The organism is Sandaracinobacter neustonicus (genome assembly GCF_006385875.1).
In the GTDB taxonomy this organism is placed as follows: Bacteria; Pseudomonadota; Alphaproteobacteria; order Sphingomonadales; family Sphingomonadaceae; genus Sandaracinobacteroides; species Sandaracinobacteroides neustonicus.
Window position 1 is genome coordinate 170,471 of sequence record NZ_VFSU01000019.1, and the last position, 23,337, is coordinate 193,807.

Genomic DNA, 23,337 nt, shown 5'->3' on the forward strand with positions numbered 1-23,337 from the left:
GAAAATCCGCATTCAGAGATTATGGACCCATTCAGCCGCCCCATGGTTGAGTCCCCGATAATCAAGCAAGGAGATAAGCATGAAGCCCGCACTCGCAGTCGCAGCAGCCCTGTCCGCCCTCGGCATCGCCGCACTCGGCATGTCCGCCACCGCGCAAACACCCGCGGCACCCGCGCCGGTTGCCCCCAAGGCCGTGACAACCCCGATCCTCGGCGCGGGCGGCAAGCAACTGGGCACCCTCTCCCTCACCCCAGCGCCCACCGGCGTGCTGATTCAAGTGAGCGCCACGGGCCTCACGCCCGGCTGGCACGCCATGCACTTCCACGCCGTGGGCGATTGCTCGGATGAAGGCTTCAAGAAATCCGGCGCGCACATCAACCATGCCACCACCAAGTCGCCGCACGGCCTGCTGAACCCGCAAGGCCCCGATTTCGGCGACCTCCCCAACATCTACGCACAGGCAGACGGCAGCGTGAACGCGCAAGCCTTCAGCAGCCTTGTGCGCATGGGTGGAAGCGGCACCCAGCCGGACCTGACAGACGCCGACGGCTCCGCACTGGTGATCCACGCCAATGCAGACGATCATATCTCCCAACCCATCGGCGGCGCGGGCGACCGCATCGGCTGCGCTGTCATCAAGGGCTGACATCAGGGGCTGACCTGTCCGAAGGGGGCGGCTCCCCGCCCCCTTCCCTTCCCCGGATTTCCACGCCAGATGCAGCCCATGGCCCGCATCCTCCCCGCCCTCGCCGCCCTGAACGGGCTTCTCGCCGTCACCATCGGTGCCTTCGGTGCGCACGCGATCACCGATCCGCAGGCGAAAGAGTGGATCATCACCGCCACCCGCTTCCAGCTGCCCCACGCAGCCGCAGCCTTCGCCCTGCTCGCATGGCAACCCCGCGCGAAACTCGCGCCATGGCTGCTCACACTGGGCGCGCTGATCTTCGCGGGCGCGCTGCAAGGGCTGGCGCTCGGCGGCCCGCGCCTGCTCGGCATGGTGGCCCCGGTGGGCGGCACGCTGATGATCGCAGGCTGGGGGTGGGTTTTGGTGCAGGCGTTGCGCGGGCGGTGAGGTTTTTTGAGGGGGCGCTGCCCCCTCAACCCCCGGCAGGGAGCCGTGCTCCCTGCACCCACATTATAATGCCATACGGCGAAGTTGCGCTGGCGGAATGGTTCACTGCCTGCGGCGCTTGGGGGAGGCCCAACTCTCCCAAGCGCCGCAGGCAATCAAATCTGATCACACCCGCGACGCAGGAGTTTGGGCGCGACGCCAATTTAGAGGGTGCAGGGAAATCATTTCCCTGCCCGCGCGGCACGCAAAAAACCTCCCCGCAAAAACCCCTAAGCCGCAATCCCATGGCAATGTTTGAACTTCTTGCCACTCCCGCAGGGGCACAGCGTGTTGCGCGCCACCGTGCGCTGCCAGCTTTCCGGGTCTTCCGCGACGAAGTCCGGCCCGAACAGGTGGGCGACGCTGTGGGCAGCCTCTTGTTCGTCAGTGGAAAGCGCATCGCCCATGGCAAAGGCCCCGGTGTCGCCATAGCCGGTGAAGCCCATGGAGGTGCCGCCGTCTGAGGGCAGGATCCCGGCGAGCTCCGCTCCACCGTCCAGCTTCAGGAAATCGGGCAGGTCCGGCATGGGCATGGCTTCTGGCATGCGGAATTCGGCGAAGGCCAGCGTGCGGGTCACGTCTTCGCGCACATTCTTCAGCATCCGTTCGAACAGGGCGAAGGCTTCGGCCTTATATTCGTTCAACGGCTGCTTCTGTGCATAGGCGCGCAGGTGCACAACTTGCCTGAGGGCATCCAGCGTCGCCAGATGCTCTTTCCAGAAATGATCGAGGCTTTGCAGCAGGATCTGCTTTTCCACCTGAATCCAGTTTTCTTCGGGAATCCCTGCCTGCTTCCCGGCCATCTTCTCGTCCAGCTGCGTCTGCAGCCGCTCGATGAACAGCTCCTGATCGACAGACTGTTCCTTCACCCAGCCGTCGATATCGACATCCAGATTCAGCTGGTTCGTCACGTCGGTCTTCAGGCCTTCCACATCCCATTGCTCGGGATAGACGCCTTCAGGGCAGTGGCGGTCGACGATGTCGGCAACGGTGTCGCGGCGGAATTCCTCCACGATGTCAGACACCTTGTCGGCGTCCATGATGTCGGCGCGCTGTTCATAGACGACCTTGCGCTGGTCGTTCATCACGTCATCATATTGCAGCAGTTGCTTGCGGATGTCGTAGTTGCGCGCTTCCACCTTCTTCTGCGCGGTCTCGATCGCCTTGGAAATCCACGGGTGGACGATCGCCTCGCCATCCTCCAGCCCCGAATTCATCACCCGCGTCAGCATGTTCTGCTGGCCGAAGATGCGCAGCAGATCATCGTCGAGGCTCAGGTAGAAGCGCGAAAGCCCCGGATCGCCCTGACGGCCGGAACGACCACGCAACTGGTTGTCGATGCGGCGGCTTTCGTGGCGCTCGGTGCCCAGCACGAACAGGCCACCGGCTTCGCGCACCTTCTCGCGCTCGGCCTGAATTTCGGCCTTGATGCGGGCAATCCCTGCTTCGCGCTCAGGGCCTTCGGGCAGTTGCGAAAGCTCGTCCTCGGTGCGGAATTCCACATTGCCGCCCAGCTGGATGTCGGTGCCGCGCCCGGCCATGTTGGTGGCGATGGTCACGCGGCCCAGTCGCCCGGCCTGCGCCACGATATGCGCTTCCTGCTCGTGATAACGGGCGTTCAGCACCGAGTGGCGCACGCCCTCGGCGGTCAGAAATTCCGACAGCGTTTCCGATTTCTCGATGGAAACCGTGCCCACCAGCACCGGCTGGCCGATGGCGGACTTTTCCTTCACCGTCTTCACGATGGCCGCGAACTTGTCGGCTTCGTTCTTGTAGAATTCGTCCTGATCGTCCTGCCGCTTCACCGGCAGGTTGGTGGGGATTTCCACCACGTTCAGCTTGTAGATGTCGAAGAATTCCGGCGCTTCGGTCAGGGCGGTGCCCGTCATCCCGGAAAGCTTGGGGTAAAGCCGGAAATAATTCTGGAAGGTGATGGACGCCAGCGTCTGGTTCTCGGGCTGGATCTCCACCCCTTCCTTCGCTTCCACCGCCTGATGCAGCCCTTCGGACCAGCGGCGGCCGTCCATCATCCGGCCGGTGAATTCATCGATGATGATCACCTTGCCGTCGCGCACGATGTAATCGGTGTCGCGGCGGAACATATGCACCGCACGCAGCGCCTGATTCAGGTGGTGCACCACCTGCGTATTCTCGAAATCATAGAGGTTTTCGCCCTCCAGATGCCCGGCGGCTTCCAGCGCGCGCTCGGCGAACTCAGTGCCTTCCTCCGTCAGGATGATGGATTTCGCCTTTTCATCCTTCTCATAATGGTCCGGCTGGAAGGTCTTCACCACCGCGTCCACCGCCAGATACAGGTCTGTCTTGTCGTCGGTGGGGCCGGAAATGATCAGCGGCGTGCGCGCTTCGTCGATCAGGATCGAATCGACTTCATCGACGATGGCGTGGTTGAACGGGCGCTGCACCATCTGCGAACGCTCATATTTCATATTGTCGCGCAGATAATCGAAGCCGAACTCGTTGTTCGTGCCATAGGTGATGTCGGCGGCGTAGCTGGCGCGCCGCTCCACATCGTGCATGTTGGGCACGATCACGCCCACCGTCATGCCCAGCCATTTATAGAGCAGGCCCATATGCTCGGCATCGCGCTTGGCCAGATAGTCGTTCACGGTCACGACATGCACGCCCTTGCCGCCCAGCGCGTTCAGATAGGTGGCAAGCGTGGCGACCAGCGTTTTCCCTTCGCCCGTGCGCATTTCGGCGATTTCGCCCTTGTGCAGCACCATGCCGCCCACCAGCTGCACGTCGAAATGGCGCATGCCCAGCACCCGTTTGGAGGCTTCGCGCACGGTGGCGAAGGCTTCGGGCAGCAGCTTGTCCAGCTTTTCGCCATTGGCCAGCCGCTCGCGGAAGATGCGGGTCTGGTCCTGCAGTTCGGCGTCGCTCATCGCTTCGAACTTGGATTCCAGCGCGTTGATCTGGCCAACGGCGGGCTGGAGCGACTTCACATAGCGGTCATTCGACGATCCGAAGATGGCCTTGGCGACCTTGTTCAAGCCAAGCATGAGGAGCCTTCACAAATGGGGCGCGGATCGGCCAGGCAGCCGCCGCTTATCAAAGCGCCAAATAGGGTTGGGCCGGGGGAGCGTCAATTGCAGCAGCCCGCCTTTCCTGCGTTGGCTACAAAAGAAGCGGCCCGTCAGCGGCCGATCTCCACCGCGACCGCGTTGGACAGCAGGATGAGCTGGCCATCGCGAACAACATCCAGCCGCAGGATATGGCGGCCCGCTGGCAGGCTGTGCGCCAGCGAAATCGTCTGCCGCCCACCCGTCAGCGGCTGCTCGGCGAGCAACACCGCGCCATCGAACAGGCGCAGGCGGGTGCCTGCCGGGGCATCCACCTCCACCGAAAGCCGCAGCGAACCGGAAGCGGCCTTCAGCGCCCCGCCCATCACCGCAGCCGCCTTGCCGGACGTCACGCTGAAATCGAGCAGGCGGCCCGGCACGCCATCGATGTCGATGAAGGCCCTGCCCTGCCGCAACCCCTCGCGGATGGCGGGCCATGTCAGGTCCGCCGCTCGCACCACGGTAGCGGGGCGGCCGACTGTGCCCAGCCGGTCTGCCCGGCTGCTGCCGTCATGATTGTCAGAGGCACCGATGGCCGTAACCCGGCCAGACCGCGCCTGCCAGCCCAGCCAGAATGGCGTGCCGTCCACAAGGCCCGCCACCTTGTTGTCCACGCCCGCCACCGATGCGCCGTTCACCGCCTCGATGGCGTCCACCTTCGTGGGATCGACGTCCAGCATGGTCCAGCCGCAGCCCATGCAACGCTCGTCAGACGGCATCCCCGGGTGGTTGATCACCAGCAGACCGCCCAGCCGGTGCACCTCGTCCGCGATGGCGTTGAAGCTGGTGGTGCCGCCTTTTGCCGCAGGCGCGATGCGAAAATCGATGGGGCGCGTCACGCCATGAATGTTGAAATGGCCGAAGAAGGTGGTGATCTCCCGCCCCGGAATCAGCAGCATGCGCGGGAAGAATGGCTGGGCTTCGCGCAGCGTTGAATGATGGCTGACGCTGTTATGTTCGGTGATCGACACGAAATCGAGTCCCCGCGCCGCCGCCGTCTGCAACGTCAGGAACAGCGGGCACGGCACCCGCGCACTGCCCCCTTCGGGCGCGCAACTGCCATCCGAATGGGCGCTGTGCAGGTGCATGTCACCGCGATACCAGGCAGGGCCGCGCCCGGCGGTGGGCGGGGCTTCATCAGGCTCGCCCGCTTTCAGGAACCACAGCTTCGCCTGCCAGTTCGCCGTTACACCCTCGCGGATGTTGGGCACCGCCAGAATCAGCTTCCACCCCCCCGGCGTCATCGCGCCCGGCAGATAGGAGGGCGTCGCCTCCGTCTCGCCGATCAGAATCCGCCGCTTGTTAGAGCCGGATGCGCCGCGAAAGCCATTCGGATCGGCCAGCCCCACGTCGATGACAGTGCGCTGCTCCAGCTGGTCGAGGCTCATTTCCACCAGCAGCCGATCCGTCCCCGGCGGCAGCGTGAACGGCACCTCTTTGTAACTCTGATGATCGGCGCGGCTGATCTGGCCGTTCAGTTCCAGATCAGCCGGCCGGTCTGCGGCGGCCAGCGGCGCTGCGAACAGAAGCAGCAGCGCCGCCAGCCAGCCCCGCATCAGAAGGTCACCGTGGCGGACGCGCGGATCACTCGGCCGAAATCAGGCCGGGCAAGGAAATATTGCGCGCCCAGATCGCCCGAGATGAAGCTGCCCGCACGCGGGTTGCCTTCGGTCAGCCCCAGCTTGTTGAACAGGTTGCTCACGTTGAAGCCCAGCGCGATATTCTCCGTCACCTGCCCGCGCAGGTTCAGCCCCACCAGCGTATAGGCCGGCAGCACCTGCGTGTTGGCGATATCCGGGTAGCGCTTGGTGTAATGCTCGATCACCGCTTCGGCCCGAAGGCGATCGTCGAACAGATTCACCCCCGGCGTCACCCGCAGCCCCAGTTTCGGGACACGCATCAACTGGTTGCCGCTGAAGTCCCAGACCTTGCCCGCGCTGTCGGTGTATTTGAAATTCTTATATTGCGGGTCCTGCCAGGTCAGCGCCACGGCCAGATCGCCCCATTCGAACGGGCGGAACATCGCTTCGGCTTCCACGCCGAAGGTTTCCGAACCGGCAATGGCGATGCGGGATTTGTAGCTGTTGCTCGCATTGTCGAAATACCAGTCGGTCAGCGTCAGCCGCTCGAACTTGGTCCAGAAGCCGGTTACGAACAGGCTCAGCATCTCGCTGCCATATTTGAAACCGACCTCGCCCATCTTGATCGGAACCTTCGCCATGTCGGTGCGCGTCGGGTTGCCGTTCCATTCGCCCGGAGACGGCAGGCGGAAGGTGTCGGTATAGCGCGCGAACACCCCCATGTTCGGCTGGAACTGCCAGTTGGCCCCCAGCGTCCAGCCAAAGCCGGAGAAGCTCTCGTCCACATTCGTGAACGCGCCACTGAAAGTGGTGACGCTGTTGTCGGCCAGCGTCGTCGGATCGCCCAGATTCACCGTCGTCTTGCCCGCGACCAGCCCATTGAAGCTCAGCTTCTCATAACGGGCGGCGGCGTCCACCCGGATCTGCGGGGTGATCTGCCATTCGTCGCCGCCGTAAACCGCAACGCTGTCGGTGTTCATGCCCACATTGTCGAACAGCGATCCGTAACGCAGGAAGCCGTTGTCGGTCACGCGACCCACGGCCACGCCGCTCGCGTTCACTGCAGTCGCGTCCACCCGCCGCGCATTGCCGCGCACGTCCAGCAGGGTGGTGCCCATGTACCGGTCAAAGCGATATTGCGAATGGGCATAGCTCACGCCCACCGCCAGCGCATGGTTGGCGATGTCTGCGGTGATGCGGTTGTCGCTGATCATCTCGTCCAGCGGAACCGAGACGGAGAGCAGGTTGCCCTGCACCAGCAGGCCGTTGCCGTTGGCGTTGGAAGGCACTGCCGTGCCATCGTCGGCATAGGTCAGCCGGATGCCGGTGGCGGTGGAGAAGCCGCCCGCCTTCGCCTGGCTCAGCAGGCTGGCCTGATAATTGGCGATGGTATCCACATTGCCGGTGGGGAACAGCGCGTTGCGCAGAATGTCGCTGGTGCGATAGCGGTTGCGCGTTTCAAAGCGCACGCCGTCCATTATGCGCATCTTCGCTTCGAAGGTGATCACAGTCAGCTTGGTGTGGCTGCCTTCGGTCAGGTCGAACTCGTAGGGCCCGCCGACATTCTTGATGCTCACCAGCTTGTTGTTGCTGCCCGCCAGCGTGTCGTTCAGCGCGTCGAAGCCTGAAACCTGCTTGATGCCGCCATCGGCATCGAAGGTCAGCGGCACCGGCAGATAGAAGGGCGTGCGGTCGTCCATGTGGCGCACGTCCAGCGTCGCCGAATTCACGCCGTCGTCATAGTTCAGCGTGGCGCGGATCTGCCCGCCCTTTTCCGCCGTGAAGCCCATGTCGCGCATGCCGTCGCCCTGCCGGTAGAAGCCGCCCACGAACAGGCCCACGTTCGGGGCGATTTCCCGGCCATACCATGCGTCCACCCGGTGCGCGGTGGTGTCGGTGAAGGTATAGCGCACCGATCCCGCGCCGTCCGGCGTGTCCGTGCCCTTGCGGGTGATGAAGTTCACCACCCCGCCCGGCGCGTTGGGGGCAAAGATGGAGGCCGGGCCGCCGCGAACGGCTTCCACCCGGGCGATGGTGTCATCGATGCGGAAGCTTTGATCCGGGTTCAGATAGCCCAGCGCGCCATCATATTGCACCGGAATGCCGTTCTCATGCAGGCCGACCGAGGAATAGCCATCGGTCGGGATGCCGCGCGAACGCACGTTGTTCGAGCCTTCGCCGCCCGAACCTTCCACCCAGAAGCCGGGCACGCGGCGGAACAGGTCAGCCGTGGAAATCGGCGGCGCCACCTTCAGCGATTGCTGATCAATGGTGGTGATGGCGAAGCTGGCTTCCGCCTTGCGCATTTCGGACCCGGCCGCGCGGCCCGTCACGATGATGGTGTCCATATCGCTCTGCGGGGCGGCCTCCTGCGCGAAGGCGGGCATGGCAACGGCGGCGAGAAGAAACGGAACAAACGAACGGCGGAACATGCGCGAAACCCCTTTTGACATGTGCTGCATCTGGAATGCGCGCTGCGCCTAGGCCCGAACCGGGTCAGTTGGATGAAGGGGGCGTGACATTCGGATGACCGGCGCGCCCCACGCGCCACGCAAATTTTTCCTGTGGCACAAAGGCCTCACGCGGGGACCGTGCCCACAAAATCCTCGCGCGGGGGCCGCGCCGGGGTTATGCGCGGGCCATGACGACAACGCCCATCTCGCCGCTCGCCACCCCCTTCCCCACGCTTCCCGAAGTCGCAGGCGTCCGTCGCGGCACCGCGACAGCGGGCTATAAGCCATGGACGCGCGCCGACGTCACACTGCTCGCCTTCGATGAAGGCACCAGCGTCGCGGGTGTCACCACGCGGTCGAAATGCCCCTCTCCCGAAGTGGAGCTGTGCCGCCGCCATCTGGCATGGGGCACGGCGCGCGGGCTGGTGGTGAACGCGGGCAATTCCAACGCCTTCACCGGGATCACCGGCGCGGAAGCCTGCGCGAAGCAGGTCGCAGAGGCCGCCAACCTGATCGGCTGCGAACCCGCCGAGGTGTTCGCCGCCTCCACCGGGGTGATCGGCGTGCCGCTGCCGCAGGCCAAGGCCATCGCGGGCGTGCGCGCCGCCCACGCCGCGCTGGGCAGCGCCAGCTGGCTGGACGTCACCACCGCCATCGGCACCACGGATACCTTCCCCAAGGCCGCCGCTCGCGAAGCCATGATCGGCGGCGTGAAAGTGGTGCTGGTGGGCTTCATCAAAGGCTCTGGCATGATCGCGCCGGACATGGCGACCATGCTGGGCTTCATCGCCACCGACGCCGCCATCGCAGCGCCTTTCCTGCAGCAGCTGCTGGACGCGGCCAATCGCCGCACTTTCTCCTGCATAACCGTCGACGGAGACACCTCCACGTCAGACACCGTGCTGGCCTTCGCCACCGGAAAGGCCGGGCATGCTGAGCTGGAAGGCCCGGACTCGCCCGGCGCAGACGCCTTCGCCGCCGCGCTTCACGATCTGTGCCGCGAACTCGCCCAGCTGGTGGTGCGCGATGGCGAAGGCGCAACCCGCTTCGTGGAAATCCGCGTGAGCGGCGCGGTGTCAGACGACAGCGCGCACCGCATCGCCCTGTCCATCGCCAACTCACCGCTGGTGAAAACCGCGATTGCAGGCGGAGACGCCAACTGGGGCCGGGTGGTGATGGCCGTGGGCAAGGCCGGCGAGCCTGCGGAGCGGGACCTGCTCTCCATCCGTTTCGGCGGAGTGGAAGTGGCCGCGCGCGGCATGGTGGTGGATGGCTATGACGAGGCCCCCGTCGCCGCGCATCTGGCCGGGCAAGAGGTGGAAATCACGGTCGACCTGGGCCTCGGCGACGGCCGCGCGACGGTGTGGACCAGCGACCTCACGCACGGCTATATCTCCATCAACGCCGATTACCGCAGCTGAGTGCGGCGGCAACAGGGGGCGGCACGGCCATGTTGATCCTGCACCACTATCCCGCCTCGCCATGGTCTGAAGTGCTGCGTCTGGCGCTGGGGCTGAAGGGGCTGGATTATGGCGCTGTCGAGGTTCCCTCGCTGCGGCCCAAGCCGGAACTGGAACTGCTGACGGGCGGCTATGTCCGCACCCCCGTGCTGCAATCCGGCGCGGACATTTTCTGCGGCACCGCCGCCGCCATTGATGCGCTGGAAATGCTGCACCCCAGCCCCAGCCTGTTCCCGGAACCGCTGCGGCACGGCCACCGGCTGCTGGCGGAACTGGCGCAGGGCAGCGTGTTCGTCGCAGCCGCAGGCGCTGCCATGGGGGAATTGCCGACAACAGGGCTTGAAGCCTTCTGGGCAGACCGGGAACGGCGCTTCGGTCTGAAGCCGGACGCCTTCCGCGCCTTGGCCCCGCATCTGGCCGCGCAATTCGCCGCTCATCTCGCCAATCTGGAAGCCGCCCTGTCAGACGGGCGGGCCTTTCTGGGCGGAGATACGCCCGGCCATGGCGACCTCGCCCATTATCAGCTGCTCTGGTTCCAGAAGCCCCGCCTTGGCGGAGACCTCTCCCCCCTGCTGGCAAACAGGCCACATCTGGGCGCATGGGCGCTGCGCGTGGCAGACATCGGCCATGGCCGCCCCACGCCGATCACCGCGGCAGAGGCCATCGCCGCCGCCAGTTCGTCAGAACCACGCGTGCGCGGCATCGTCGCCGCCGATTCGGGCTTTCAGGCGGGGCAGACGGTGCTTGTGTCTCAGGAAGGCTCCACAGACGCAGCCGTGGAAGGCAGTCTCGCGGTGCTGACAGACAGGCGCATCACCCTGCTCAGGGACACGCCCGAAACAGGGCCGGTCGCCCTGCACTTCCCCCGGCTGGGGCAGATCGTGCGGGGGGCATAGCCCCCCACAACGCTCAGATCGCGCTTTCGATCCAGCCCTTCAGCGCCGATTTCGGCGCCGCGCCCAGCTGTTCGGCCACCTTCTCGCCGCCCTTGAAGATCAGCAGCGTCGGGATGGAGCGCACGTTGAACTTCGAAGCCCATTCCGGTTCGTCGTCGATGTTCACCTTGGCGATCGTCACCTTGCCCTTCAGCTCGTCGGCGATTTCCTCCAGCGCCGGGCCGATCATGCGGCAGGGGCCGCACCATTCCGCCCAGAAATCCACCAGCACGGGTGTCTCGCTTTTCAGCACATCATCCTCGAACGAGGCGTCGGTCACCTTCACACTTGCCATGGTCATTGCTCCTTTGCAGCCAGACATAGCCCCCTCCCGGCGTCATTCAAGCGGCAGCAGCCCCTCCATGTCCTTCTCGTCCCCCAAGAGGAACTTTGGCCCACTGCTATACAGCAGCGCCACCTCGATGCGGCGGCCGGGAAAGGCCTGCGCCAGCACCGCCCGATAAGCCGCCATCTGCCGCTGATGCGGCACCGGCGCGTCGGCAAAGCTGGCGGGCACGCGAAGGCCGGTCTTGAAATCCACCACCAGCACCCGGCCTTCTTCCACCAGCAGCCGGTCCACCGTGCCCGCGATGGCCAGCCCGTTCACCAGCCCGGCAACAGGCGCTTCCGCCAGCGCAGCCGGGCCGAACAGCGCGGCGTGGGCAGGGTCGTCCATCACCGCCAGCACCTCGGCCACAATGGCGTCGGCCCCGTCGCCCGCCCCTTGCCGCTGCAACCACGCCAGCGCCTGCGCCGCCCGATCCGCCGGGGGAACGGCGGGCAACCGCTCGAACAGGGTGTGAATCCAACTGCCCCGCCGCGCGGCCGCCCGCATCGCCTCAGCCGCCGGGCCTTCGGAAGGGGCATCCGCCAAAGCAGAGGGCGTTAACGGCCGCGAGGGGCGCGGCGGTGGCGGTGCCACGCCGGTCAACATCTGGTGCATCGGCTGCTCGGCTGTGGCGGGCTGCAGCAGCGTTTCATGCGGCCCCGGCTCGCTCCACGCACCCGCCCGGTGCCGCAGCGCCTCGCCCCTGTCCGTCGCGATCCGCTCCACCCCCGGCAGCGCCTCCAGCACCGGGCGAAGCCGCGCGTGCCAGCAATCCAGCTCGCCTGCCTCCAGCTTCTCCAACGTCTTGCGGCTGGCCGATCCGCCGATGAACAGATGATCCGCCGCCCGCGTCAGCCCCACATAGAGCAGCCGCAGATCTTCCTGCGCCTCCCGCTCATCCTGCGCCGCCAGCACGTCGGCCACGGCCTTTGGAATATCCGCTTTCGGCGGGTGGAACAGCGGCAGCACCCGCCCGTCCACCGGAACCGCCACAAAGCCGTCGCGCCGCGCCTTCGGCCGGTGCGCGCTGTCCGCCAGCACCACCACCGGCGCTTCCAGCCCCTTCGAGCCATGAATAGTCATCAGCCGCACCTGATCGGCAGCAGCCTCCGCATCCCGCTTCACGTCGGAACCGTCCGCCTCCACCCATGCCAGAAACCCGGCGAGCGCCGGCGGATTGGCCTGCTCATACAACAGCGCCTGCTGCACCAGCTCGTCGATAGGGTCATTGGCCTGCGCCCCAAGTCGCGCCAGCAATCGCTGCCGCCCTTTCAACGGGCCAGAGAGGATGCTGTCCAGAAAGCGCGCCGGGCCAACGGTGTCCGCTAGCGCCAGCACCGCCCCCAGCCAGCTGCGCGCCTCTGCCGCCTGCCCACCATCACCCGCCGCCCGCCACAGCGCCGCCCACAGGCCGGGGCGACCACCGTTCAGCTTGCGAATCTCCTCATGGCTCCAGCCCACAAACGGCGACACCAGCAGCGCGGCCAGCGTCAGATCATCCTCCGGCTGCACGGCGAAGCGCACCAGCGCCAGACAATCCAGCACCGCCAGCGGTTCCGTCAGCAACAGCCGGTCCACCCCGGCCACCGCCACCCGCTGGCCATGCAGTTCGGCCACCAGCGCGCCCATCAGCCAGCTGCGCTTGCGCAACAGGATCAGGATATCGCCCGGCCGCGCCCAACGCCCCTTCGCCGCCAGCCACAGCCGATCAGGTCCGCCCGGCAGCAGCCAGCCCGCGACCTCAGCCGCCAGCCATTTCGCCATGGCCCGCTCAGCCGCTTCGGAACCGTCCTCGATGCCCTCGTCGCCAGCGTCCTCCACACCATCATCCGGCGCGATCACCGGCCACAGCACCACTTCGCTCGCAGCCTCGGCCCGGTGCGGGCGATGATCGGGCGGCGCGCTTTCCATCCCCAACGCCGCAGGCCCCGCCGCCTGCAAAAACCCGTTCACAACATCCAGCACCGCCGGACCGGACCGGAAGCTCAAATCCAGATCGACCCCCTCGATGGGCCGCCCCGCCGCCGCCGCACCGGGCGACAACCGCGCCCGCACCCCTTCGAACACGCGCGGATCGGTGCCCTGAAAGCCGTAAATCGCCTGCTTATGATCGCCCACCACGAACAGGCTGCGCCGCCGCCGCGCCTGCTCGCCGCCTGCGTCGAAATAATCCTCAATCAGCCGACCAATGATCGCCCACTGCCGATCATTGGTATCCTGCGCCTCATCCACCAGCACATGATCGAAGCGGCTGTCCAGCTTCCAGCCGACATAACCGGGCATCCCCGCCGGGCCGAGCAGATCGACGGTGCGGGCGATCATATCGTCATAGTCAATGGCCACCGCCGCTCGCTTCAGCTGCCGGTAACGGGACACAATCCGATGCCCGGCCCGCAACGCCAGCGCCGCCAGTTCCGCGGTGACGACACGCCGGTCGAAGTCCAGCAACTGCAACAGGTCAGCCGCCAGATCGTCGATGATGCCGCGCAGTTCAGGCTGCTTCTTCACGGCATGCACATGCTTCTGCGGCTCTTCCTTCTGCGTCAGCACGCACGACATCAGCGTCCCAAGCTGCTGCACCCGCCCTTCAGCATCCAGCGCCATCCACCCCCGCGCGCGCTCCGCCAGATCCAGCCCGGTCTTGGCACCCCACGCCTCCATCCCCAGCGCGAACGCCTCCACCCGGCCATCATCGAACATGTCCGGAGACAGGAATTCGGCCAGCCGCTCGCCGAGTTTTTCCCCCTCGCCCACCCCCAGCCATCGCCGCACGGCCACCGGCAAACCTGCCGCATCGTTGAACGCCAGCAACGCGTCCGAATGGGCGATCATGGCGGAAATCGCCTGCATCAGCCCGCCCTCCCCCTTCAGGATGGAGAGTTCGGCCAGATCAGACAGGAACTGCGCGTCGCCGCTGCGCTGCGCCTCGGTGATGCAATCGGACAGCGCCCGCTGCTTCATCTGCCGCGCATCGCGCTCGTCCAGCGCGCGGAAGCCCGGCGGCAACCCCGCCTCCAGCGGGAAGGCTGCCAGCAAGCCCTGCGAAAAGGCATGCAACGTCTGCACCTTCAGCCCGCCGGGAACATCCAGCGCCTCGGCGAACAAGGCGCGGGCGCGGCGGCGACGCTCAGCCGTGGCCGCCACCCCCATCGCTTCAAACTCGGCATCCAGCCGCGCATCGTCATGGCCCAGCCATTCGCCCAGCCGCTTCACGAGGCGGTTCTGCATTTCCGCCGCCGCCGCCTTGGTGAAGGTCAGCGCCAATATGCGGTCGGGCGGGCTGCCCTCCAGCATCAGCCGCAGGATGCGGTCCGTCAGCACATGCGTCTTGCCGGTGCCCGCCGAGGCCGCGACCCACACATGGCGTGCCGGATCGGCTGCGATCCGCTGCGGCGGGGTTCGGGGCTGCGGCGTTCTGCTTTCGGGTTTCACCGGCCCAGCCATTCCGCCACCCGCGCCAGATGGTCATAATCGGCAAAGCGGCGGCCATAGACCATATGCTGCTTGGCCCGGAACGGCCGGTCGCCCAGCAACCAGCCCTCCACCAGCGCGGTGAAATCCGCAAACGCGGCAGACAGATGCGCCTCCATATCCTCCGCCGTCGCCCGGCTGCCCAACGCCGCGCTCATCTTGCCCGGATCGCGCCCGCCGGAGAGTTTCAGATAATCCAGCCGCTCCACCGGCAAGCTGGCGTCCACGTGAAATTCGCCCTTCACCGCCATCGCCGCCAGCAGCGCCAGCTGCGTCTGCCACAGCTCCTTCACGTCCAGCACCGCAGGCACCGCGCCTGTCTTGTAATCCAGAATCCGCAAGCCGCTGCCATTGCTGTCGATCCGGTCTACCCGGCCGTTCAACGTCACGCCCCGGTGCAGCAGCTGGCCCTTCGCCTCCCACGCCACCGGCACCCACTCCGGCTCTTTCGCCTGCTGCTCCATCACGAACTCCAGCATCCGCAGCACGCGCGGCCGCCACAGCGCCGCGATCTCCGGCCGCTCGCCCAGCTTCGCCAGCTCCTCGTCCACGATGGCCAGCCGCCCGGCTTCGTCGGCAGGTTTCTCGTCAGACCAGCGCTCCAGAATCCGGTGCACCGCCTGCCCGCGCTCGCCCGCCGTCGGCTCCGCATCGCGCGGGTCCAGCGGCTTCAGCCCCAACATGTGCCGCGCATAAAAACTGAACGGGTCGGCCTTCAGCGTCGCCACCTCGGTCACGCTCAGCTTGCGCGGCCGCTCCACCGCAGGCGGTGCAGGTTCGGGCCGCTTATAAGGCTCGGCGGCTGGCCCCACATCCAGCGAACGAGCCACCGCCAGCAACGTCGCAGCTTCCGCCGTCCACGCCCCGGAATCCGGCAACACCCCCGCCGCCGCGCGCAACCGCTGCCAGAAGCGAGACGCCACAGACGGCGCACCGCCTTCGCGCAATGATCGCGTCAACAGCACCTCCCGCGCGCCCAGCCCGGCGGCGAAATCATGCGCCTGAAAGCCGGTGCGCCGGGCAAGCCCGGGCAGATCCAGCGCGCGGCGGATCGCGGGCGCCAGAAACGGGTCCGGCGTCGGCATCGAAGGCCATGTCCCCTCGTTCAGCCCGGCCATCACCAGCAGATCGGCGGTCTGCAACCGCGCTTCCAGCGGCCCCCAGATCGCCAGTTGCGGATGCCGGTTGAAGCGCGGCCGCACGGACACGCCCTGCATCAGCCCGCCCACGAAGGCGGCCGCCTCCTCCGGCATCACTCGGATCGCCGCCAGGTCGGCCTTGCTCTCCGCCAGCGTGTCGAACAGCCGGGCCAGCGCGGTTCCCGCATCGCCCTGCCACAGCGCCGGGCCAGCAGCAGCCTCGGCCACCGCGCGCAACCGTTCCAGCAGCGCGTCGGCAGTCTGCGGCAACGGCTCCAGCGGGGCCAGCAACGCGGTCGCCTCGCCCGCCCACCAATCCTTCAGATCGTCGCTCGCCAGCTTGGAACGGCGCAGCCGCAGCGCCACACCGCCAAGGCCGGGGCTGGGGCGGATGCCGCGCAGCGCCAGCCGGTCCAGCGCGCGCACATGGTTCAGCCAGTCCAGCCGCCCCTCGCCCGCCCGCAGCAGCGGATGCTGCAACGCCGCCAACAGCGACACCGGCGCAAACCGCTCCCCGGCCGCCACCGCCAGCGCCAGCAACAGGCTGCCCGGCCGGGTGGCGGCCAGCGGCACGCCCGCGCTGTCGTCGATCTCGATGCCGAAGCGCTTCAGCTGCACCTGCACCCGCTGCGCCAGCGCGCGATCCGGCGTCACCAGCGCAGCGGTGGCACCGGGTTTCTCCACCACCTGCCGCAGCGCCAGCGCAATCACCAGCGCTTCCTCCGCCGGGTTGGCGGCCTCCACCATCCGCAAACCGTGCAGGGCTTCGGCGGAAGCTCCCGCCCCACCCGCCAGCGCAGGCGGGCTGAGCGCGCGGGACACCAGTTCGGCGCGCGCGGCCGGGCTGCCCGCCCGCTCGCTCCGCCCCACCCAAGGCGCGGCCTCCAGCGGAGACAGATCGGCCGCCGCCAGCAGCCGCGCCATGCCATATTGCGGATGGGTCTCCAGCCCGCCGCCATCCTCGCCCCAGATCAGCGCCCAGCCATCGGCATCCAGCGAAAGATCCAGACCCGGCAGCACGATGCGCCCATCAGGCATGCGCGCCACCGTGTGCGCCAGCCGGGCAACAGCAGGCGGCGCGCTGGCAAAGCCCGCCAGCAGCACTGGAAACGGCGGCGGCGTGACCGTCCAGCGCGCCGTCAGCGCATCCATCTGCAAATTCCGCCGCCGCGACGGATCCATCAGCCCGCGTGCTGCCAGCAACTCCGGCCAGCCACCCGCCACCAGTTCCAGCACCTTCGCGTTCGCCGCCCAATGCGCCTGCAACTCGCCTTCGGGCACGGCGGCGGCAATGTCGGCGGCGCGCACACCCTCGATCTCCAGCGTGTCCAGCACGGCGGCCAGCTGCGCCCCCAGCGCCAGCGCCTCAGGCGCCGGGCGGGAGGCCGACAACAGCTTCGCCAGCGCCACCCGCCGGGCTTCAGAGGTGATCGCCGGGCGCAATTCGGCCGCGCCATCCAGCCCGGCCAGCAACGGCCCGGCCTCCCAGCCTTCGGCCTCCTCCGGGTCCAGATCACCGGCCGGCACCATGCGCGGCAGCAACAGCGCCCGCCCCTCGGACTCCCGCACAAAGGCTTCCGTCAGCGCCCGGATGGCGCGACGGGTGGGCAGCAGCAACAGCACATGCGCCAGCGCCAACGGATCGGGATATTGCGCCAGCAACCCGGCCGCCAGATCGTCCGCGAAAGGCCGATGCGCAGGGATCGAGAAGAGACTGCCCCGCGCCAGAGACGACGCAATCCCGGCGTCAGAGGACGCCAAGAAGTGCCTCCGTCTCTTTCACGGCAGCGGCAGTGCCCACATCGAACCACAGCCCCTGATGCGCCACGCCATACAGCCGCCCCTCGGCAGCCGCCCTGTCCCACAACCGATTCATGGAAAAAGGCTCGACGGCAACGCCCTCGAACAGCCGCTTCGACAGCATCTGGAAACCGGTATAGACGAACGGCGCAACCCGCCCCGGTTTCCGGCGGGAGAGGCGGCCAGCGGCGTCCATGTGAAAATCGCCCGGCCCGCCATGGCAATTGGCGCGCGCCAGCGGCACCATCAGCAACAGCGCGTCCATCTCTTGTGGGTTCCAGCGATCCGCCAGCAACTGCGTCGCGCCGACGGGTCCGTCGATCCAGATGTTGTCGGCGTTGATGGACAGGAACGGGTCCGCATCGATCAGCGGCAGCGCCTTCGTCAGCCCGCCGCCGGTTTCCAGCAACAGCTCCCGCTCGTCGGAAATGCGCACGTCCAGCTGCTTCTCGCGCGCATTCAGATGCGCCTCCAGCCGATCCGCCATATAATGCACATTCACCACCAGCTGTGTGACGCCACCCGCCTTCAGCGTGCCGATGGCGCGGTCCAGCAACGTCTTGCCCGCCACCTCCACCAGCGGCTTCGGCCGCGTCGCCGTCAGCGGCCGCATGCGCTTGCCCAGCCCCGCGGCCAGCACCATAGCAGAGGCGGGCACTTCGCTCATCGGCACCACTCCGCCCGCAGCGCAGCGGGCACATGCGCATCGAACCATTGCTTCACCGGGGCCAGCGCCGGATGCGCGAAATTGCGATCCAGATAGCCCCACACGCGCGGCAGCCGCTCCACATAGCCCTGCCGCCCGTCGCGGTCACGCAACCGCACGAAGATGCCCAATATCTTCACGTTGCGCTGCGCCCCCAGCACTTCATAGGCCGCGCGAAACGCCTCGGAACCATCGAACCGCGCCAGCATCGCCGCCTCCAGCTCCGGCGAGACATCGCGGCGCGCATCCTGCAACAGAGACACCAGATCATAGGCCGGGTGACCGGCCAGCGCGTCCTGAAAATCCAGCAGCCCCAATCCCTTCACCCCCGGCCGCTCCAGCAGCATCAGATTGTCCGCGTGGTAATCGCGCAAGGTGACAATCGGATGTTGCGCGGTTTCCGCCAGCACATCGGCCCACACGGCATCCCATGCCGCCAGATAGGCGTCTGTATCCACCTCGATCCCGGCGGCGTTCGCATACCAGTCCGGGAACAGCATCACTTCGCGCGCCAGCACGGCGCGGTCATAGGGGGGCAGGCCATCCGCCTTTGTCGCCCGGTGCAGCTCTGTCAGCAGGTCCACAGCCTGCGCATACACATGCGCTTCCAGCGCCGGTTCCGCCTTCAGCACAGGCCCCAGCAGCCGGTCGCCGAAATCCTCGATCAGCAGGAACCCCCGCTCCAGATCGCGGGCCAGAATGGCGGGCGCGGAAAAGCCCGCCTCCAGCAGCAGGTCCGCCACCGCCAGAAAGGGCTTCACATCCTCATGCTCCGGCGGCGCATCCATCAGCACGGCGCGGCGCGCAGGCTCCACCACGCGGAAGTAACGGCGGAAACTGGCGTCTCCGGCCAGCGGCAATATCTCCGCATCGCCCCATCCGGCCGACTTCAGAAACTGGGCAGCGCCGTCACGGGCGATCATTCGGGGCCTTTCGGGGTTGGATTTTCGCGACATCTTGGCCAAAGCCGCCCGCCAGCATTCGTTCGAACGGGGCAGGCGCCAGCTTCAACGGATGGCCGAACGGGCTGGCGAATGCATGGATGAAGAACAGGATCAGCCCCGCAAACGCGCCATAGGCCCCCAGCATCACCCACACCTCGCGCCCCGGCGGATAGATGAAGAAGGGCGTTGTCACCAGCAGCAGCCCCATGATCGCGGGAATCGCGAACAGCCATGGCATACTATCCACCGCCTGCCGCTCGCGCTGGTTGCGAAGCTCCGACACGCTCGCCAGCCGGCTCACCATGGAGTCACGGATCGCCGTTTCACGAGGGTCTGCGGGCAACAGCGCGCGCGCCTCATCCTGCGCACTGTTGAAAGCGTCCCATGTTTCGCCCGACAGGCGATGATCCTTGCCCAGCTCGGGCCACTCCACCCGCACCAGCAACCGCACATAATCGGAAAGCGCCGCGCGGATCGTCCGCCCCGGCTCGCCGCCCAGCCGTCCGGCGTCGAAATACACCTGCGAGATCGCCACCGCCTCATCCGTCAGCCCGTCGCGGATATCCTGATAGCGGCGCAACTCCTGCGCATAGACCAGCGCCAGCAGGATGCCGAACAAGGCGGCGATGCGAAGCCCGGTGGTTGTCGCCATGTCGCGCACGGCCTGCGGATAATGATGCCCATCCTGCCCGTCCCGGGGCGGCAGCAGCTTGCGGACCAGCACATAAGTGCCGAAGGTCAACAGGATTCCCCCGCAGATCCACAGCAGCATCAAGGCCAGATCCCCCAGAAAGCTCATGCGCGGCGCGGGGGTTTGGGCATCGGGGTCAGATGGCGGGCCATCGCCCTTCCCAAGCCGGGGGCGCGTCCCAAGTCAAGCGCCTGTCTGGCCCGCCCGCACCCTCCAGCCGCAGCAACAAGCGATCCGGCCAGATCGCGTTGCCCAGCCGCTCGGGCCATTCCAGCAGCAGCGCGCCATCCAGCAGCCAGTCGTCCAGCCCCAGGGCTTCGGCCTCGGCGGCGGAATTCAGCCGATAGAGATCGGCGTGCGCCACCGGCACCGGCAGGTCAGGGTAAGTCTGCATCAGCGTGAAGCTGGGGCTGGGCACTTCGCCCGGATGCCCCAAAGCCTCAAGTATCGCGCGCGCCAGCGTGGTTTTCCCCGCGCCCAGATCGCCGGAAAGGGCGATCACGTCACCGGGGCACAAAACGGCGGCAAGCCCGGCCCCGACGTCGCGCAACGCCGCTTCGTCGAGGCCGGTCAGCATTTTAATAGCGGTAATGATCGGGCTTGAACGGCCCGGTTTCAGACACGCCGATATAGGCCGCCTGCTTCGGCGTCAGCTTCGACAGCTTCACGCCCAGCTTTTCAAGATGCAACGCCGCCACCTTTTCATCCAGATGCTTGGGCAGCACATGCACGCCAAGGCTGTATTCGCCCGCCTTGGTCCACAGTTCGATCTGCGCCAGCACCTGATTGGTGAAGCTGGACGACATCACGAAGCTGGGGTGGCCGGTGGCGCAGCCCAGGTTCACCAGCCGCCCCTTGGCCAGCACGATGATCTGCTTGCCGTCGGGGAACTCCACCAGATCCACCTGCGGCTTCACTTCCGTCCACTTCTGGTTGGCGAGGCCCGCGATCTCGATCTCGCTGTCGAAGTGGCCGATGTTGCAGACGATGGCCATATCCTTCATCGCCCGCATATGCTCGACGGTGATGACGGCCTCGTTGCCGGTCGCCGTCACGAAGATATCGGCGCGGCTCGCGGCCTCTTCCATCGTCACGACTTCATAGCCTTCCATCGCCGCCTGCAGTGCGCAGATCGGGTCGATTTCGGTGATCAGCACCCGCGCGCCGCCGTTGCGCAGGCTGGCGGCAGAGCCCTTGCCCACATCGCCGAACCCGGCCACGCAGGCCACCTTGCCCGCCAGCATCACGTCGGTCGCGCGGCGGATCGCATCCACCAGCGATTCCTTGCAGCCATAGAGATTGTCGAACTTCGACTTCGTCACCGAATCGTTCACGTTGATCGCCGGGAAGGGCAGCTTGCCCGTCTTCGCCAGCTCATACAGCCGGTGCACGCCGGTGGTGGTTTCCTCGGAGACGCCCTTGATGGCGGCCACCGTCTTGGTGAGGTAACCGGGGCGTTCGGCAAGGAAGCGCTTCAGCGTGGCGACGAAGATTTCCTCTTCCTCGTTGCCGGGCGTGAACAGCGTTTCCCCCGCTTCCACCCGCGCGCCCCACAGCGCGAACATGGTGGCGTCGCCGCCGTCATCCAGGATCATGTTGCAGGGGGTGTCGCCCCAATCGAAGATGCGGATCACATAATCCCAATATTCCTCAAGCGTTTCGCCCTTCACGGCGAACACCGGGATGCCGCGTGCGGCGATGGCTGCGGCGGCATGATCCTGCGTGGAGAAGATGTTGCACGAAGCCCAGCGGATGTCCGCGCCCAGCTCGGCCAGCGTCTCGATCAGCACCGCCGTCTGGATCGTCATGTGCAGCGAGCCGGTGATGCGCGCGCCCTTCAGCGGCTTTGCGGCACCGAATTCCGCGCGCAGCGCCATCAGGCCCGGCATTTCGGTTTCGGCGATGGCGATTTCCTTGCGGCCGAAATCGGCAAGGCCGATGTCTGCGATCACATAATCGGTGAATGCGGGGGTGCTCGCCACGGTCCGGGCTCCTGAAAAGGGGAAAATACTGGCGCGGCCATAGCCGTTCGGCAAATCATATGCAACTTTCTTTAAGTCTTTATGTGATGCCGCTCGATTGTCGCGGCGCGCGCCATGCCATAGGCTCCGCTTCGATGACATTGGCAGCGGCAATGGCCCCGGCGGCACTGGCGATCGCGGCGTCTCCCTTCGGAATCGTGCCTGCGATCCTGTTCCTGTTCACCCCCCGGCCCAAGGCGGGGGCAGCGGCCTTTCTGGGCGGCTGGGCGCTGGGAATCGCGGCGGGCTTTCTGCTGGCGATGCTGCTGGGCGTCTGGCTGGAGGGCTGGTCTCCGGGGCCCGCGCTGGCATGGGCGAAGCGCGGGCTGGGCCTGCTGCTGCTGGCGCTGGCGCTGCGCAACCTGCTAACGCGCAACCGCCCAACAGAGATGCCGGGCTGGATGCGCGGCATCGAAACGGCCAGCCCGGCGGGCGCGGCACGGCTGGGGCTGATGCTCTCGCTTGCGAACCCGAAAGTGCTGCTGCTGGCGCTGGCCGCAGGAGCCGCCGCGCTGGAGGCGGGGCTTGGCCTCGGCTCCGGCCTTGTGCTGGCGGCGGCGGGCTTCGCGGCGGCGGCGTCCCTCACGGTCGCCGCCCCGCTGATCGCCTATGCGCTGGCGGGCGAGCGGGCCTTGCGCCCGCTGGCCCGCGCGCGCGACTGGCTGGTGGCCAACAACAGCCTCGTCGTCGCCGCCGTGCTGGCGTTGATCGGCACGAAGCTGCTGCTGGGCTGACTTACTTCTTCAGCGGCACCAGTTCCTCGCGCTCCACCACGAACGGCGGCGGATAACCGGCCGCCGCGAAGGTGGCGGCAATCACCTTGTTGGTGTCGAAATAGACCTGCCAATAATGGTCCGTATGGCAATAAGGCCGCACGCACAGCAGCGTCCCCATCTCGTTGAAATCGAGGATTTCCACCGTCGGCGCAGGCTCTGCCAGCACATTGGGAATGGCCGCGACGGCGGGTGTCAGCTTGGCGATGGCATCCAGCGGATTCACCCCGAAGGCCAGCTGCGCCTGCCGCTCCACCCGCCGATAGGGGTTGGAGCTGAAGTTGCGGATCACGTCGCCAGACACTTTCGCATTGCCAACCACGCTCACCACATTGTCGGGCGTGTTCAGCACGGTGTTGAACATGCCGATTTCCACCACGGTGCCTTCCACGCCGCCCGCCACGACATAATCGCCCACCTTGTAAGGGCGGAAGATGATCAGGAAGGCGCCAGCGGCGAAATTGCCCAGCAAGCCGGACCATGCCGCGCCAACGGCAAGGCCGACACCGGCGAGGAGAGCCGCAAAACTGGTCGTCTGCAGGCCGAAATAGCCAAGGATCGCCACCACCAGCAGGATGTTCAGCACAACCCCCAGAATATTGGCGATATAGCGTTGCAGCGTCGCATCGAAGTTCCGCGCCGTCAGGATTTTGGACAGCATGTTGATGGCAAAGCTGATCAGCCAGCGGCCCACCATATACAGCGCGAAGGCCGCCGCGATCTTCAGCGCAGCCCCCGTCAGGATGGGCATCGCCCGATCCCACATCGAAATGACTTCAGCTTCCATTGTTGCTCCCCTGTTGCACGCCACGCAACTCGACCCTGCCCCCGCGACTCTGCGG

General features: G+C 66.6%; 17 protein-coding genes. 5 read left to right on the forward strand and 12 right to left on the reverse strand.

Annotated elements, in window-relative coordinates:
• Window positions 1-79: 79 nt before the first annotated feature.
• The gene (locus FJQ54_RS07080; protein ID WP_140927707.1) at window positions 80-646 is read left to right on the forward strand and encodes a superoxide dismutase family protein; all 567 of its coding nucleotides are present in this window, start codon (window positions 80-82) and stop codon (window positions 644-646) included.
• 78 nt (window positions 647-724) lie between these two features.
• Window positions 725-1,072, forward strand: coding sequence for a DUF423 domain-containing protein (locus FJQ54_RS07085; RefSeq protein ID WP_328592162.1), 348 nt, complete (start codon window positions 725-727; stop codon window positions 1,070-1,072).
• 269 nt (window positions 1,073-1,341) lie between these two features.
• Here the strand turns inward: FJQ54_RS07085 and secA are convergent, their stop codons facing one another.
• The 3 genes from secA to FJQ54_RS07100 all read right to left on the reverse strand — a co-directional run bounded on the left by secA (window position 1,342) and on the right by FJQ54_RS07100 (window position 8,206).
• Complete coding sequence (secA, locus tag FJQ54_RS07090; protein ID WP_140927708.1) at window positions 1,342-4,134, reverse strand: preprotein translocase subunit SecA; 2,793 nt, start codon at window positions 4,132-4,134, stop codon at window positions 1,342-1,344.
• A 134-nt stretch (window positions 4,135-4,268) separates the two neighbouring features.
• On the reverse strand, window positions 4,269-5,750 hold the full coding sequence (locus FJQ54_RS07095) for a CehA/McbA family metallohydrolase (RefSeq protein ID WP_140927709.1): 1,482 nt from the start codon (window positions 5,748-5,750) through the stop codon (window positions 4,269-4,271).
• Window positions 5,750-8,206 carry a TonB-dependent receptor gene (locus tag FJQ54_RS07100; protein ID WP_181160026.1) on the reverse strand — a complete coding sequence of 819 codons (2,457 nt, stop codon included), beginning with the start codon at window positions 8,204-8,206 and terminating at the stop codon, window positions 5,750-5,752. Before FJQ54_RS07100 ends, FJQ54_RS07095 begins: the two co-directional genes overlap by 1 nt.
• A gap of 209 nt (window positions 8,207-8,415) precedes the next feature.
• Here FJQ54_RS07100 and argJ point away from each other — a divergent pair, with 209 nt between their 5' ends.
• Entirely contained in the window at window positions 8,416-9,648 is a 1,233-nt protein-coding gene (gene argJ / locus FJQ54_RS07105) for a bifunctional glutamate N-acetyltransferase/amino-acid acetyltransferase ArgJ (protein WP_140927711.1), read from the forward strand.
• Between the two features lie 29 nt (window positions 9,649-9,677).
• Complete coding sequence (locus FJQ54_RS07110; RefSeq protein ID WP_140927712.1) at window positions 9,678-10,583, forward strand: glutathione S-transferase family protein; 906 nt, start codon at window positions 9,678-9,680, stop codon at window positions 10,581-10,583.
• Window positions 10,584-10,596: 13 nt separating this feature from the next.
• Here FJQ54_RS07110 and trxA read toward each other — a convergent pair whose 3' ends face one another.
• Genes trxA through ahcY form a run of 8 tightly spaced genes read right to left on the reverse strand, consistent with a single transcriptional unit; the run spans window position 10,597 to window position 21,683 of the window.
• Window positions 10,597-10,917, reverse strand: coding sequence for a thioredoxin (gene trxA, locus FJQ54_RS07115; protein WP_140927713.1), 321 nt, complete (start codon window positions 10,915-10,917; stop codon window positions 10,597-10,599).
• A gap of 42 nt (window positions 10,918-10,959) precedes the next feature.
• Window positions 10,960-14,394 carry a double-strand break repair helicase AddA gene (gene addA / locus FJQ54_RS07120; protein ID WP_140927714.1) on the reverse strand — a complete coding sequence of 1,145 codons (3,435 nt, stop codon included), beginning with the start codon at window positions 14,392-14,394 and terminating at the stop codon, window positions 10,960-10,962.
• Entirely contained in the window at window positions 14,379-17,321 is a 2,943-nt protein-coding gene (gene addB, locus FJQ54_RS07125; RefSeq protein ID WP_140927715.1) for a double-strand break repair protein AddB, read from the reverse strand. Before addB ends, addA begins: the two co-directional genes overlap by 16 nt.
• A complete protein-coding gene (locus FJQ54_RS07130; protein ID WP_140927716.1) occupies window positions 17,308-18,027 on the reverse strand; it encodes a nucleotidyltransferase family protein in 720 nt (239 codons plus the stop codon). Before FJQ54_RS07130 ends, addB begins: the two co-directional genes overlap by 14 nt.
• Window positions 18,024-18,989 (reverse strand): aminoglycoside phosphotransferase family protein, encoded by a 966-nt coding sequence (locus FJQ54_RS07135; RefSeq protein ID WP_140927717.1) that lies wholly within the window; start codon window positions 18,987-18,989, stop codon window positions 18,024-18,026. Before FJQ54_RS07135 ends, FJQ54_RS07130 begins: the two co-directional genes overlap by 4 nt.
• The gene (locus tag FJQ54_RS07140; protein WP_140927718.1) at window positions 18,976-19,809 is read right to left on the reverse strand and encodes a bestrophin-like domain; all 834 of its coding nucleotides are present in this window, start codon (window positions 19,807-19,809) and stop codon (window positions 18,976-18,978) included. Before FJQ54_RS07140 ends, FJQ54_RS07135 begins: the two co-directional genes overlap by 14 nt.
• Before the next feature lie 28 nt (window positions 19,810-19,837).
• A complete protein-coding gene (gene tsaE / locus FJQ54_RS07145; protein WP_140927719.1) occupies window positions 19,838-20,278 on the reverse strand; it encodes a tRNA (adenosine(37)-N6)-threonylcarbamoyltransferase complex ATPase subunit type 1 TsaE in 441 nt (146 codons plus the stop codon).
• 1 nt (window position 20,279) lies between these two features.
• On the reverse strand, window positions 20,280-21,683 hold the full coding sequence (ahcY, locus tag FJQ54_RS07150) for an adenosylhomocysteinase (RefSeq protein ID WP_140927720.1): 1,404 nt from the start codon (window positions 21,681-21,683) through the stop codon (window positions 20,280-20,282).
• A gap of 134 nt (window positions 21,684-21,817) precedes the next feature.
• Here ahcY and FJQ54_RS07155 point away from each other — a divergent pair, with 134 nt between their 5' ends.
• The gene (locus FJQ54_RS07155; protein ID WP_181160028.1) at window positions 21,818-22,456 is read left to right on the forward strand and encodes a GAP family protein; all 639 of its coding nucleotides are present in this window, start codon (window positions 21,818-21,820) and stop codon (window positions 22,454-22,456) included.
• Window position 22,457: 1 nt separating this feature from the next.
• Here FJQ54_RS07155 and FJQ54_RS07160 read toward each other — a convergent pair whose 3' ends face one another.
• A complete protein-coding gene (locus FJQ54_RS07160; protein WP_140927722.1) occupies window positions 22,458-23,282 on the reverse strand; it encodes a mechanosensitive ion channel family protein in 825 nt (274 codons plus the stop codon).
• Window positions 23,283-23,337 lie beyond the last annotated feature (55 nt).

Bases quoted from the DNA above. Each gene is read 5' to 3' on its own strand.
- FJQ54_RS07080 (WP_140927707.1), top strand. From the start codon at position 80: ATGAAGCCCGCACTCGCAGTCGCAGCAGCCCTGTCCGCCCTCGGCATC.
- FJQ54_RS07085 (WP_328592162.1), top strand. From the start codon at position 725: ATGGCCCGCATCCTCCCCGCCCTCGCCGCCCTGAACGGGCTTCTCGCC.
- secA (WP_140927708.1), bottom strand. From the start codon at position 4,134: ATGCTTGGCTTGAACAAGGTCGCCAAGGCCATCTTCGGATCGTCGAAT.
- FJQ54_RS07095 (WP_140927709.1), bottom strand. From the start codon at position 5,750: ATGCGGGGCTGGCTGGCGGCGCTGCTGCTTCTGTTCGCAGCGCCGCTG.
- FJQ54_RS07100 (WP_181160026.1), bottom strand. From the start codon at position 8,206: ATGTTCCGCCGTTCGTTTGTTCCGTTTCTTCTCGCCGCCGTTGCCATG.
- argJ (WP_140927711.1), top strand. From the start codon at position 8,416: ATGACGACAACGCCCATCTCGCCGCTCGCCACCCCCTTCCCCACGCTT.
- FJQ54_RS07110 (WP_140927712.1), top strand. From the start codon at position 9,678: ATGTTGATCCTGCACCACTATCCCGCCTCGCCATGGTCTGAAGTGCTG.
- trxA (WP_140927713.1), bottom strand. From the start codon at position 10,917: ATGGCAAGTGTGAAGGTGACCGACGCCTCGTTCGAGGATGATGTGCTG.
- addA (WP_140927714.1), bottom strand. From the start codon at position 14,394: ATGGCTGGGCCGGTGAAACCCGAAAGCAGAACGCCGCAGCCCCGAACC.
- FJQ54_RS07130 (WP_140927716.1), bottom strand. From the start codon at position 18,027: ATGAGCGAAGTGCCCGCCTCTGCTATGGTGCTGGCCGCGGGGCTGGGC.
- FJQ54_RS07135 (WP_140927717.1), bottom strand. From the start codon at position 18,989: ATGATCGCCCGTGACGGCGCTGCCCAGTTTCTGAAGTCGGCCGGATGG.
- FJQ54_RS07140 (WP_140927718.1), bottom strand. From the start codon at position 19,809: ATGAGCTTTCTGGGGGATCTGGCCTTGATGCTGCTGTGGATCTGCGGG.
- tsaE (WP_140927719.1), bottom strand. From the start codon at position 20,278: ATGCTGACCGGCCTCGACGAAGCGGCGTTGCGCGACGTCGGGGCCGGG.
- FJQ54_RS07155 (WP_181160028.1), top strand. From the start codon at position 21,818: ATGACATTGGCAGCGGCAATGGCCCCGGCGGCACTGGCGATCGCGGCG.
- FJQ54_RS07160 (WP_140927722.1), bottom strand. From the start codon at position 23,282: ATGGAAGCTGAAGTCATTTCGATGTGGGATCGGGCGATGCCCATCCTG.